Origin of the sequence: Gordonia sputi NBRC 100414, from assembly GCF_000248055.1 — a bacterium.
Classification (GTDB): Bacteria; Actinomycetota; Actinomycetes; order Mycobacteriales; family Mycobacteriaceae; genus Gordonia; species Gordonia sputi.
In genome coordinates this window covers 56,830-69,862 of the sequence record NZ_BAFC01000093.1, presented here as the reverse complement: position 1 = coordinate 69,862, position 13,033 = coordinate 56,830, and the positions used below count along the sequence as shown (strand labels likewise).

General features: G+C 67.0%; 11 protein-coding genes. 6 read left to right on the top strand and 5 right to left on the bottom strand.

What is annotated here, in order from left to right; genetic code table 11:
* Positions 1–84 precede the first annotated feature (84 nt).
* Complete coding sequence (locus GOSPT_RS15405) at positions 85–825, bottom strand: 3'(2'),5'-bisphosphate nucleotidase CysQ (protein ID WP_005207326.1); 741 nt, start codon at positions 823–825, stop codon at positions 85–87.
* Positions 826–850: 25 nt separating this feature from the next.
* On the opposite strand from GOSPT_RS15405, the gene GOSPT_RS15400 reads away from it, so the two are divergent.
* The 3 genes from GOSPT_RS15400 to GOSPT_RS15390 are packed head-to-tail and all read left to right on the top strand — an operon-like array spanning position 851 to position 3,328.
* On the top strand, positions 851–1,741 hold the full coding sequence (locus tag GOSPT_RS15400) for a DNA-formamidopyrimidine glycosylase family protein (RefSeq protein WP_039856205.1): 891 nt from the start codon (positions 851–853) through the stop codon (positions 1,739–1,741).
* Positions 1,738–2,574, top strand: coding sequence for a N5-glutamine methyltransferase family protein (locus GOSPT_RS15395; protein WP_005207323.1), 837 nt, complete (start codon positions 1,738–1,740; stop codon positions 2,572–2,574). The genes GOSPT_RS15400 and GOSPT_RS15395 overlap by 4 nt, the downstream gene beginning before the upstream one ends.
* A 10-nt stretch (positions 2,575–2,584) precedes the next feature.
* Positions 2,585–3,328: an SDR family oxidoreductase gene (locus tag GOSPT_RS15390; RefSeq protein WP_005207322.1), complete on the top strand. Its 744-nt coding sequence runs from the start codon at positions 2,585–2,587 to the stop codon at positions 3,326–3,328.
* Between the two features lie 24 nt (positions 3,329–3,352).
* On the opposite strand, the gene GOSPT_RS15385 is transcribed toward GOSPT_RS15390, so the two are convergent.
* The gene (locus GOSPT_RS15385; protein ID WP_231894654.1) at positions 3,353–4,018 is read right to left on the bottom strand and encodes a hypothetical protein; all 666 of its coding nucleotides are present in this window, start codon (positions 4,016–4,018) and stop codon (positions 3,353–3,355) included.
* Positions 4,019–4,036: 18 nt separating this feature from the next.
* On the opposite strand from GOSPT_RS15385, the gene GOSPT_RS15380 reads away from it, so the two are divergent.
* Positions 4,037–4,570: a hypothetical protein gene (locus GOSPT_RS15380; protein WP_039856203.1), complete on the top strand. Its 534-nt coding sequence runs from the start codon at positions 4,037–4,039 to the stop codon at positions 4,568–4,570.
* Position 4,571: 1 nt separating this feature from the next.
* Here the strand turns inward: GOSPT_RS15380 and pgi are convergent, their stop codons facing one another.
* A complete protein-coding gene (gene pgi, locus GOSPT_RS15375; RefSeq protein ID WP_005207319.1) occupies positions 4,572–6,248 on the bottom strand; it encodes a glucose-6-phosphate isomerase in 1,677 nt (558 codons plus the stop codon).
* 99 nt (positions 6,249–6,347) lie between these two features.
* Entirely contained in the window at positions 6,348–6,716 is a 369-nt protein-coding gene (locus GOSPT_RS15370; protein WP_039856226.1) for a chorismate mutase, read from the bottom strand.
* A 47-nt stretch (positions 6,717–6,763) separates the two neighbouring features.
* Between GOSPT_RS15370 and GOSPT_RS15365 the strand changes: the two genes are divergently transcribed.
* Together GOSPT_RS15365 and GOSPT_RS15360 are read left to right on the top strand one after the other, a co-directional pair.
* Positions 6,764–8,767, top strand: a complete 2,004-nt coding sequence (locus GOSPT_RS15365; protein WP_231894653.1) for a hypothetical protein — start codon at positions 6,764–6,766, stop codon at positions 8,765–8,767.
* Between the two features lie 32 nt (positions 8,768–8,799).
* Entirely contained in the window at positions 8,800–11,316 is a 2,517-nt protein-coding gene (locus tag GOSPT_RS15360; RefSeq protein ID WP_005207314.1) for a UvrD-helicase domain-containing protein, read from the top strand.
* 131 nt (positions 11,317–11,447) lie between these two features.
* Here GOSPT_RS15360 and GOSPT_RS15355 read toward each other — a convergent pair whose 3' ends face one another.
* Positions 11,448–12,617, bottom strand: coding sequence for a M23 family metallopeptidase (locus GOSPT_RS15355; protein ID WP_039856221.1), 1,170 nt, complete (start codon positions 12,615–12,617; stop codon positions 11,448–11,450).
* Between the last annotated feature and the right edge of the window lie 416 nt (positions 12,618–13,033).

Sequence of the window (13,033 nt, the reverse complement as noted above, 5' to 3'; positions counted from 1 at the left end):
TAGGGGCGCTCGACCAGCGTGTGGGGCTGCTCGGCTAGCGGAAGGGCGCTCGGCCAGCGGTGAGGGCGCTCGATCGGCGACGACTCACCAGATCCGGGCGAGGACGCCGAGTAGGTCGTCGGCGATCTCGGATCGGCAGATGACGAAGTCGGGCATGTACGGGCGCGGGCGGTTGTAGAGGATGGGCGAGCCGTCGAGGCGGCTGCAGTGCAGCCCCGCGGCGAGTGCGACGCCGACCGGGGCGCAGTTGTCCCACTCGTACTGGCCGCCCGAGTGGACGTACGCGTCGACGTCGCCGCGGACCACGGCCATCGCCTTGGCGCCCGCCGACCCGATCTCGACCGGCGCCAGACCGAGTGCGCGAGATACCGCGGCCACCTCATACGTTCCGCCCCAACGAGATACGGCCATGCGGTGTCGTAGCGGGCCGCTTGTGCGTTCGACGGTGTCGGTGCGGAACAGTTCGCCGGTCGCGGGTAGCGAGACCGCCGCCGCTGTCACCACGCCGGACTCGGTGAGCGCGACATGGACTGCCCAGTCGGCAGTGCCGGAAGCGAACTCGCGCGTGCCGTCGAGCGGGTCGATGATCCAGACACGGTCGGCGCTCGCGCGGTCGCCGACGTCGTCGGCCTCTTCCGAGAGCACGGCGTCGGAGCCGCGATGTCGACGCAGCACGTTGCCGATCCACGCCTGGGCCATCGCGTCGCCGAGGTCGCCGAGTTGTCGACCACCCAGCAGCTGTCCCGAGCGCACTCCGACGAGGATCTCACCTGCCCCGACCGCGATCCGAGCGGCGAGCTCGGCGTCGGAATGTGCGGAGATCATGCACTTACTAGAGCACACTGAAGGCATGCCTGAGCTGCCCGAGGTCGCCGCCATCGCCGATTACGTCGACGATCACGCTGCCGGCTTCCCGATTTGTCGTGTCGACGTCGCGTCGCTGTCGGTACTCAAGACAGCAGATCCGCCGTACACCGCGCTGATCGGGCGCATCGTCGACTCCGCGTCGCGGATCGGCAAATACCTCGTCATCACGACGATTCCCGGCAGCGCCGAACAGGTCGACGAACCGACGATCAGCCTGGTCATCCACCTCTCGCGCGCGGGGTGGCTGCGCTGGAGCGAGGATCTCTCGCCGCGGCCGCTGCGTCCCGGCGGCAAGAGCCCGATCGCGCTGCGCGTGCACTGCGGACTGCCCGGAGAGGGCTTCGACGTTACCGAGGCCGGCACCCAGAAGCGGCTGGCCGTCTGGGTGGTGCGGGATGTGTCCGACGTCGAGCGCATCGCCTCGCTCGGACCGGACGCGATGGGTGTCACGCGCGACGAACTCGCCGCGATCCTGCGCGGCACGTCGGGCCGAATCAAGAACGTGCTGACCGATCAGCGGGTGATCGCCGGGATCGGAAACGCCTACTCCGACGAGATCCTGCACACCGCAAAGCTTTCGCCGTTCGCGTCGTCGAAAACACTGTCCGACGCCCAGATCGACACCCTCTACGAGTCGATGCGGGCTGTACTCACCGACGCGACCGGACGGCTCGAAGGTCTCGGCGTCGCAAAACTGAAGTCGGAGAAGCGAACCGGGCTACGCGTACACGCACGTACCGGGATGCCGTGTCCGGTGTGCGGCGACACGATCCGGGAGGTCAGTTTCACCGACAGGTCGTTCCAGTACTGCCCGACGTGTCAGACCGGCGGGAAGGTGCTCGCGGACCGTCGGATGTCGCGGCTGCTCAAGTGACGGACGCCCACTCGGCGCGCGGCAACGCACAGTCGGCAGTACAGAGCGCCCAGTCGGCGCTGGCCGCGCGGCTGCGGGCGGCGGGCTGTGTGTTCGCGGAGGAGGAGGCGGCCGTTCTGGTCGACGCCGCGCGCGACGTCGAACATCTGGAAGAGATGGCCGTGCGGCGTTGTGCTGGCGAGCCGCTCGAGCATGTGGTGGGGACGGTCCGGTTCGGTTCGATCGACCTGCAGGTGGGGCCGCGGGTGTTTATTCCTCGACAGCGCTCGCTGCTCCTCGCGCGTGTTGCCGGGGAGGCATTGCGCGAACGTCACGTCGAGCAACCCGTGGTGGTCGAGGCGTATTGCGGAGTCGCGCCGATCGCGGTGGCGGTGGCAGACGGGACGGTCGGTGCGCGCATCCACGTCGTCGACATCGACCCGACAGCGCTGGAGTATGCGCGCCGCAACCTCCCCGTGGGCGCACACGCTCACCTCGGCGACGGACTGTCGACGTTGCCGCGGCAGCTACGGGGAGCCGTGGACATGATCGCCGCAGTACCGCCCTACGTCCCCGACGGCGCCGTCGACCTCCTGCCGCACGAAACCGAACACGAACCTCAGGCCGCGCTTCTTGCCGGTCACGACGGCCTCGACCACATTCGACGACTCGTCGCCGACGCCCCGACCTGGCTCGCCGACGGTGGCGCGCTGCTGATGGAGATGAACGCCGCGCAGGCAGAGCAGATCCTCACTGAGCGCGGTGACGACTGGGCCGACTCCGAGCGGATCGTCGGCGATGACGGTCAGACCGCGGTGGTACGTCTCGTTCGACGTTCCCGCGTCCGGGGGTAGGTTGTCCTGCGTGACGACCCGACAAAAGATCCTGATCACCGGCGCGAGCTCGGGGCTCGGCGAGGGGATGGCCCGTGAGTTCGCTGCGCGCGGCCGTTCGCTGGCCCTGGCCGCCCGACGCGTCGACCGCCTCGAGACCCTCGCCGACGAACTCCGGCCGAGTGCGCCGCAGGTCGCCGTCAGCGCACTCGACGTCACCGACGTCGACGCCGTGCCCGTCGTCTTCGGCAAGCTGCGCGACGAACTCGGCGGTCTCGACCGCGTGATCGTGAACGCGGGGCTGGGCAAGGGGGCGCCGATAGGCACGGGCAAGGCGCACGCCAACATCGAGACCGTGCAGACCAACCTCGTCGGAGCGCTCGCACAGGCCGAGGCGGCGATGGAGATCTTCCGCGCGCAGAACCACGGTCACCTCGTGCTGGTCAGTTCGATCAGCGGAATTCGTGGACTTCCCAAGGCGCAGACCGCGTACTCGGCGTCGAAAGCCGGTGTCACGGCGATCGGGCAGGGTCTGCAGGCAGAACTCGTCAACTCGCCGATCACGGTCTCCGTCGTCGCGCCCGGCTACATCGAGACCGACATCAATCGCGGTGTGAAAACCGCGCTGATGGCCGACACGGAGTCCGGAGTCGCGGCGATGGTCAAGGCCATCGAGGCCGAGAACGGTTACTCACCGGTGCCGGCGTGGCCGTGGACTCCTATCGCCGCGGCGCTGAAGTATCTGCCGGGGTTCGTCACGCGTCGGATGATCTGAGCCGCTCTAAGGCCAGCCACGTCCTCAGCCTGCAGGTGGCGCGGGAGAACTGCTGACGACGTCAGCCGGATTGCGCCACACGACGGGCGCCTGCTTGTAGTCGAGCGAGTCGTCGCCGGTGGTGTCGGCCCAGTAGATGACCCGCGTGAGCTTTTGCCCCTCATCGGCGTAGGCGACGAGGCAGGTGGCGTAGGAGTCGCCGCGGCGCATGGTTTCGGGGGGCTTGGGGTTGGCGCAGTCCTTCAGGGAGGTCGACGGCGGCAGTGTCAGCGCCGCGGTGCGTCCATCCGCCGAACCGGCGAGGCCGAGGACTTTGGGGGCGGGCGCCGGACGTGGTGCCAGAGACGTCACTGTGACGTAGACGAAATACGCTGTGCCGCCACGGGTTTGCGCGCTCGGCACGTGTTTGCCCTGCGTGATGCCGGTGACGGTGTAGAGCGCCGTGGACCCGCCCGCGCGATAGGCGTCGGCAGGCAGCGACGCGGAGGCGCCGAAGTCGAGCGTGGTTCCGGGCGCTGTGCGCGGATGCTGCTGCCCGGGTGCGACGGTCACGGCTGCCGATCGGGGCACCGACGTCGCGGATTCGGCGGTACCTCCGGAGTCCGACGAGCATGCCGCGATGCCGAGCACGCCCGCGACACAGGCCAGCGACACCACGAGCAGTCGCGGCCGCAAAACGGTAGTCCTCACGTGCGTAAGGTATCGGATGTGGGTTCCACACAGGGGCAAGTGGTCGCCAATGGCGCGTTCGCACTCTTCTCGCGACGACGAGCAGACGACGTGAGTGAGCTACTCGAGTCGATCTTCGGGCGCGACGACATCACCGCGATCGGCGCCGATTGGCGCGGGATCGTCTACTTCACCCTCGACGACGACGAGGAGCTCGCGTCCGACACCGTCATCGGCTTCGACCCGTCGAGTGGAGCGTCGGGACCGCTCGCCACCCTCGACGAGGTGCTCGCAGCCGTCCGCGACGGCGAGATCGCCGACGCCGTCGATGTCTCCGGATTCGACGCCTGGCGGGTTGCGACCGGCACCCGCGAACTCGCGATGGGCGACTGCGTGCCGCCGCTCGTACTCGAGTTCCTCGGCGGCGACCCGGCAGAGCGCGCCGACGAACCGCAGGACCTCATCACCTACGTTGCGGTCGCGGCCGCGCTCATGGGTCGGCTCGAGGCGCTCGGAGTGCAACCGGGCGACGAGATCCCGCCCGAGGTGTTCGACGACGAGCGCTGGTCCTGACTCAGGCCTTGCGTCCGCGCTCGGCGCGGTACCAGCGCACCAGTGCGTCGGTCGACGAATCACCTTGCTGCGCAGGCGCTTCGGCGTCGGTGATGACGCCCAGAAGTTCTTTGGCCTGCGTCTTGCCGAGTTCGACGCCCCACTGGTCGAACGAGTTGATGCCCCACAGCGTGCCCTCGACGAAGACCTGATGCTCGTAGAGCGCGATCAACTGACCGATCACCGCCGGGGTCAGTTCGGACGCGAGTATCGACGTCGACGGCCGGTTGCCGGGCATCACCTTGTGCGGCACCACCTTCTCGTCGACGCCCTCGGCCCTGATCTCGTCCGCGGTCTTCCCGAACGCCAGCACCTTGGTCTGCGCGAAGTAGTTGCTCATCAGCAGGTCGTGCATCGAGCCGGTGTCATCGGCTGTGGGCAGATCGTCGGTGGGATTGGCGAAGCCGATGAAGTCGGCGGGCACCAGACGTGTTCCCTGGTGGAGCAGTTGGTAGAAGGCGTGCTGGCCGTTGGTACCCGGCTCGCCCCAGAAGATCTCGCCGGTGTTGGTGGTCACGTGCTCGCCGTCGGCCTTGACCGACTTGCCGTTGGACTCCATCGTCAACTGCTGCAGGTACGCGGCGAAGCGTGCCATGTCGTTCGAATAGGGGAGCACCACCCGCGACTGCGCGTCCCAGAAGTTCGAGTACCAGAATCCGATCAACGCCAGCAGCACCGGCGCGTTGCTCTCCAGCGGCTGCGTACGGAAATGGGTGTCGACGGTGTGGAATCCGCCGAGGAATTCGGCGAAGCGTTCTTTGCCGATCGCCGCCATCACCGAGAGGCCGATCGCGGAATCCACCGAGTAGCGGCCACCCACCCAGTCCCAGAAGCCGAACATGTTGACGGGGTCGATTCCGAAGTTCGACACCGCTTCCGCGTTGGTGCTGACGGCCGCGAAATGCTTGGCGACGGCGTCCTCGCCCGCACCGAGTTTCTCCAGCAGCCACCGCTTGGCTGCCGCCGCGTTGGTCAGCGTCTCCAGCGTCGTGAAGGTTTTCGAGGCGACGATGAAGAGCGTCTGCTCGGCGTCGAGGTCGGCAAGTGCCGCGACCATGTCGGCCGGGTCGACGTTGGACACGAAGTGGCAGCGGATGTCGGTGTCGACGTAGTGGCGTAGCGAGCCGTACACCATGACGGGCCCGAGGTCGGAGCCACCGATGCCGATGTTGACGACGTCGGTGATGGGTTTTCCGGTGTGGCCCTTCCACTCTCCGCTGCGCAGCTTGTCGGTGAATGCGCCCATCGCGTCGAGCACCTCGTGGACGTCGTGTACGACGTCCTGGCCGTCGACGACGAGTTGCGCGTCGGCAGGCAGGCGGAGCGCGGTGTGCAGGACCGCGCGGTCTTCGGAGGTATTGATGTGCACGCCGGCGAACATGTCGTCGCGGTGCTGTTCGAGATTCGCTTCACGCGCGAGCGAGAGGAGGAGCTCGATGGTCTCGGCGTCGATGAGGTGTTTGGAGTAGTCGATGTGCAGATCGCCGACGTCGATGGTGAGCTCGCGTCCACGGGAGGGGTTGTCGGCGAACAACTCCCGGAGATTGCGTGCGGCGAGGATCGGCTTGTGAGCCTCCAACGCCTGCCAGGGTTGAGTAGTGGTGATGTCCTTGCCGCTGCGCGAGACGTCGGTGCCCATGAACCAACACTAGGTCTTCACGGCGTGGCGCGTGCTCGATAAGAGGGGAGACCGACGTCTCGTAACCGATGGTTCACCAATCGCGAACCCGGCGAGCGGTCAGCGACCGAGCGGACCCCTGCCGAGGCGCAGCAGCAGCATGGCGAGCGTGTGGCCCTCCTGGCCGAGCACGGCGAACCGGTCGATGACCTTCACCTCGCGCGAATGCACCAGCCGCGGGCCACCCGACGCCATCCGGGTGGCGCCGACCTTCTTCGACACGGCAGTCCTGCGCTTGATCGCGGCCAGGATGATCGCGTCGAGGCGGTCGATCTCGACCCGCAGGTCGTCGATCTCGTCTGACAGGTCGTCGATGGAGGGGTCGAGGCGGTAGTACTCGAGATCGATCGTTTCCTCGAACGGCACCGGCACGTCCGACGAGGCGTCGGGTGTCGTCGCAGGGTTCTGATCGTTGCTCGCATCGCTCACCGGGGTGATTTTGCCACGCGCCACCCGCGGCGGTTCTACTAGATCCCATGCCGAGCAGCCCGACGGTGACGTCGCAGTCACACACATCCGACGAGCCGCATCGACACCGATCCCTCGCCGGCCGGATCGGCTCACTCACCGTGGTGACGGCGATCGTGCTGATCGTCGCGCATCTGGTGGTCCGCGCGTGGCTGGTCGCGACCGGCAACTTCTACTGGGACGACCTCATCCTCATCGGCCGCGCGTCGACCCTTCCCCTCTGGTCGTGGGACTACCTGGGCCAGAGTCACGACGGCCACTTCATGCCTGCGGCCTTCCTGGTCGCCGGGCTCTCGACGCTGGCAGCACCGGTCAACTGGGTGATCCCGGCGGTCACGCTGGTCGTGTTGCAAGCGCTCGCGTCGCTGTCGGTGTGGCGAATGATTCGCGTGGTGGGATCGGCGGCGGGAGGTGACCGGGCGGGTCGTCGACGGCCCGCGCTCGAGGTCGGCGCATTGGCCGCCCTGGCGTTCTATCTGTTCACTCCGCTGACCGTGCCCGCGTACATCTGGTGGGCCGCGGGCCTCAACTCGCTGCCGATGCAGGCGGCGATGGCCTGGATCGTCGCCGACGCCATTCTCTTGTGCACCGGCCGCGTGCCGGAATCGTCGCGACGACTCGTCGTCATCAGGTCGACGGTGATCTTCGTGGTCGCGCTCGCCTTCTTCGAGAAGTCGCTGTTCATCCTGCCGGTGGCCTTCATCGCGGCCGTGCTGGTCGTGCGTTTCGACCGCACCTCAGAGCCCTCGGATGACACCGGCGAGCCTGCCGACCGCACTGTCTCGGCGCTCCCGCGTACCCCGCTCATCGTCGCCTTCACGCGGGGTCGCGCGCTGTGGACTCCGCTGACCGTCGTCTTCGTGGTGTGGGTCATCGTCTACTTCTCGGTCTCCGACGCGACGGCGGGGACGCACTCGGTGTCGCAGACCGCGCAACTGGTGTGGCGCTCGATCAACAAGGCGCTCGTGCCGTCCCTGGTGGGAGGTCCGTGGGACTGGGAACGCTGGGTACCTTCTCCGCCGATGGGGTTCCCGTCGATCTGGATGATCGTGCTCGGCTGGATCGTGGTTGCCGGTTTCGTCATCTGGGCGATCAGAACGCGCGTCGGTGCGATCGGCGTGCTCGTTGCCGTCGCGTTGTACGTGGTGGTCGTGCAGATCCCGCCCATGTGGAATCGGTCGAGCGCCAACACGGCGCTCGAACTCGCACAGACGATGCGCTATCTCCCCGACGCCGCGCTGGTGTTGGCTCTGGCGTTCACGCTGCTCCTGATCTCGCCGAACCGTGCGTCTACCGGGGCGTCGCAGACGGATGGCGCCGATCGGGGTCCCGCGCGGCACGCACGCGAGGCGGGTACATCGCCGCTGCTGCTCGTCGGCGTCATGGCCGTGGCGTTCGCGGTCGCGTCGTCGATCATCTCCACCGCGGCCTACTCGGCGTCGTGGAATGACGATCCGACCGGCCCGTATCTCGCGAACGCCAAGCGCGCACTCGCCGCGAACAAGGACACGACGATGTTCGACCAGGCACTACCCCTCGAGGTGTTGCTTCCGGTCGCCTATCCGGAGAACCAGATCAGTCATACCTTCGGCAAGCTGCGTGATCGGCCGACATTCGGCACCCACACCGACCGTCTCATCGTGCTCGACAACTCGGGCAACGCCGTGCCCGGTGCCGTGACGCCGCGGCGCTCGATCACCGCCGGGCGCGGGTCGTGCGCGCGACCCGAACTCGACGGCCCGAGCCGACTCCGACTCGACGGTCCGCTGATCCAGTGGCAATGGACCATCGCACTGGGATACTGCGCCAATTCCGCTGGGCAGGTGCATTTCTCGCTCGACGGTGGAGCGCCCGTCACGGTGCCGGTCACAGCCGGGTTGCACGTCGTCTACGTGCAACTCGACGGTCGCGGCACCGAACTCGACGTTCGGCCGCTCACGCCCGGCCTCGCACTGCACACCGGAGCGGGGCGTGTGGGTGAGGTTGTCGACGCGCGCCTCCTCGGGGGCTGAGTGTCGGTGGTGGCGAGTAACCTGAACTCTCGATGACCAGTTCCACCCGCACCCCCGCCACGCCCGCCGGCCGCGCTCCGGCAGCAAGCCCCGACGACGCGTCCGCGCGCCTGCTCGCCGGGCTCAATCCGCAGCAGCGCGAGGCTGTGTTGCATTCCGGCTCGCCGCTACTGATCGTGGCGGGCGCGGGGTCGGGTAAGACGGCGGTGCTGACCCGCCGCATCGCCTATCTGCTCGCCGAGCGCGACGTCTCGCCCGGTCAGGTCCTGGCAATCACCTTCACCAACAAAGCGGCCGCCGAGATGCGTGAGCGCGTCATCGGCCTCGTCGGTCCGCGCGCCAACTTCATGTGGATCTCGACCTTCCACTCCACGTGCGTGCGCATTCTGCGTGCACAGTCGGCGCTCCTGGAGGGCCGTAACTCCAACTTCTCGATCTACGACGCCGACGACTCCAAGCGGCTCCTCGGCATGATCATCCGAGATCTCGACCTCGACCCCAAGAAGTTCGCGCCGCGCGGGGTGTCGGTGATCATCTCGAACTACAAGAACGAACTGGTCACGCCCGACGAAGCCATCACCGCGACAGCGCAGGGCGACCCGACCGAGCAGGCGATCGCGCAGATCTACGCCGAATACCAGCGCAGGCTGCGCACCGCCAATGCCTTCGACTTCGACGACCTGATCGGCGAGACCGTCGGGTTGCTGCAACGCCACCCCGAGGTCGCCGAGTACTACCGCAGACGCTTCCGCCACGTACTGGTCGACGAGTATCAGGACACCAACCACGCGCAATACGTTCTGGTGCGCGAGTTGGTACTCGGAAGCACCTCGGACGACTCCGCCGACGAGCCAGATGCCCGCAGCGTCGAGCCGTCGGAACTGTGCGTCGTCGGCGACGCCGACCAGTCGATCTACGCGTTCCGTGGCGCGACGATCCGCAACATCGAGGAGTTCGAGCGCGACTTCCCGAACGCGGAAACCATTCTGCTCGAACAGAATTACCGCTCCACTCAGACCATCCTGTCTGCCGCGAACGCGGTCATCGCGCGCAACCCGAATCGACGCGAGAAGCGGCTGTGGACCGATTCGGGCGACGGTGAGCTCATTGTCGGCTACGTGTCGGATTCCGACCGCGACGAGTCGATGTTCATCGGCACCGAGATCGAACGCCTCACCGACCACACCATCGGCGGGGTGTCGGAGTCGTACAAATACTCCGACATCGCCGTGTTCTACCGAACCAACACCGGCTCACGACCGATCGAAGAAGTCTTTGTGCGCCACGGCATTCCGTACAAGGTGGTCGGCGGCACCCGCTTCTATGAGCGCAAGGAGGTCCGCGACGTCGTGGCCTACCTGCGCACCGTCGCCAATCCCGACGATTCGGTGAGTCTGCGCCGCATCCTCAACACACCCCGACGTGGCATCGGCGACCGCGCCGAGGCGTGCGTCGCGGTGCACGCCGAGAACGCGGGTGTCAGCTTCTACCAGGCGCTGCTCGACGGCGCCGAAGGCAAAGTGGCCCTGCTCAATTCGCGCGCGGTCAAACAGATCGGTGGATTCGTCGACCTGATCGAGGGATTGCGCCGCGACTTCCTGACCACCTTCGGCCAGGCCGACGACGAGGGCGCCGACGTCGCGACCGTGTCCGATGCGACGGAGGAGGGTGCCGACATCGGAGAGCTGGTCGCCGCCATCGTCGACCGCAGCGGGTATCGGGCGGAGCTGGAGGGCTCGAGCGACCCGCAAGACGCCGCACGCCTCGACAACCTCAACGAGCTGATCTCCGTCGCAGCCGAGTTCAGCACGGAGGCAGCCGAACTCGACGTCGAATTCGATGACGAAGCGGATGGCGATGAAGACCTGGGCGGAACCGACGGCGAACCCGAACCCGGTTCACTGGCCGCCTTCCTCGAGAAGGTCGCGCTCGTCGCCGACGCCGATCAGGTGCCCGACGAGGGCGACGGTGTCGTCACTTTGATGACCTTGCACACCGCGAAGGGGCTCGAGTTTCCGGTCGTGTTCGTCACGGGCTGGGAGGATGGCCACTTCCCGCACATGCGTGCCCTGGGCGATCCGGCGGAGTTGAGCGAGGAGCGTCGACTCGCCTACGTCGGCATCACCCGTGCCAAGGAGCGGCTCTACCTGACCCGTTCGGTGACGCGCGCATCCTGGGGGCAACCCGTCTCCAATCCGGAATCGCGCTTCCTGCAAGAGATCCCGCAACATCTCATCGATTGGCGACGCACCGAGCCTCGACGTGGCGCGCGTGGATTCGGTTCCACCGGAGGCGTTTTCGGGCGATCCGACAGTGGATCGTCGCGCACGCTGGGTCGCTCGCAGTACTCGACCGACCCCAATCGTGGCCGGAACAAGCAGATCCACCTCGACGTCGGCGATCGACACAACCATCCCAAGTACGGCATGGGGAAGGTAGTGGGCAAAGAGGGGAGCGGTGCCACCGAGCGGGTGGTCATCGACTACGGCGGCAAGACCGGTCGTATCACCTTGCTGACCGCGGGCGGAATTCCGGGCGACAAGCTCTGAGGTCTCGACAAGCTCGACCAGCGGGTCAGTCTCGACCAGCGGGATATCGCTCGACCAGCGGGGTATCGCTCGACCAGCGGGTCAGAGCGACCCGGTAGGTTGGGCCCCGGATCAGGGTCGGGTGAGGTGACTCAGCCCGTGTAGGCCGACATCCGGACGCCGTGCTCGGCGAGCCACGGGGCCGGGTCGATCTTGGTGGTGCCGTTCTTCCAGACCTCGAAGTGGCAGTGCGGGCCGGTCGACTGACCGTCGGAGCCGACGAGGCCGATCACGTCGCCCGCCTTGACGGTCTGGCCCTTCTGAACCAGCACACCGGACGAGTACATGTGGCCGTACACGGTGACCGTACCGTCGGCGGCTTGGACCTGAATCCAGTTACCGAAGCCCGACGCCGGTCCGGCTTCTTTGATGACACCGTCGGTCGCCGCGTGGATCGGGGTACCGAGCGGGGCGGCGAAGTCGACGCCGCCGTGCATGCTGCCCCAGCGCATCGCGAAACCGGAGGTGAATTGGTAGACGCCGAGCGGGACCGGTGACTCGAAGTACGGACGGCTCGCGGCTGCCTTGCGTGCAGCCTCGTCCTTGACGAGCTGTTCACCCTCTGCGAGCTGCGAGGTGAAGACGCTCATGTCCTGCGAGGAGTTGTCGGGCGCCGCGACTCCCGGTCCCAGATCGGCGACGGGAGCTGCCTTGTCGACGTTCGCGGTGTTGGTGGGCGTCGTCGCGGGTGCCGGCGCCTTCTCGGTGGTGCCGGCGTGGGCTGCCGCGGCGACTGCTGCGCCTGCGGCCATGGCGATGAGGGCTGCACGACCCCCGCGCAGAGCGGTCGGGGGTGCGGCAAGGCGGTGCTTTCCGCGGGTGCGGGTGCGGCCAGGCTCGGGAACCTGCCGGAACGGCTTCTCAGCGGGCCGTAGGTCGATCTCGCCGCTGTGGGTGAGGTCGAGGTCGGCGTCGGCGGGGAACGAATCGAGCTGCGCGCCCTCGCTCTCGAAGGGATCGTCGGCGTACGCCTCGAATCCGCCCTCGGGAATGAGGATGTCCTGCGTCAGTTCGGAGCGGGTGGGCCGGTAGTAGGGGTCCCACGTGGACGGCGACCATGTTGTCTGGTCGTAACCGTCGGCGTACTCGCGCTCGGCGGAATCGGCGGCCCAGGGATCGTACGAGTCGAGGTCGTCGATCGGGATGATCGCGGTCATCTCCTCGGCCGGGATGTCGTCGTAGGTATTTCCGCGTCGTGATGCCACGGTGCCCACCGTCGACGTCGACCTGCTCGGAGCTCCGCGTTCCGCCAAGTCGCCCACCTCAATTCCTGTTGCTTCGTTCCCGATATCGGTCTTGTTACTGTTCGTGACCGATTCGTGATCCGTTCTGCTCGACTGACGGTAACGAAACGATTGCGGCAAGTCCAACGATCGACGGTAAGAACCCGCTCAAATGTGAGCTGAGTCACCAATACCGGCTGTGCGTACACCCATCGTGAAGGCGGTGTTCTAGATGTCGAATCTCACCCAAAACCGTTGCGCTGCGCCCTTCTTCCCGACTTCGTGCCCGCGTACGGCGGACCGAGGGCAGACTCTATACGAGGAGCGTGGCGCGCTGATCGATGGCCGGTGTCCTGCGATGGGGACCGCCGACCGAACGAGTGATCTGTCGCACAAGCCACGGAGGCCCCCATCAGGGCTGTGTCCGGCAGGTTTAGAGTCCGATATGGCCCGTG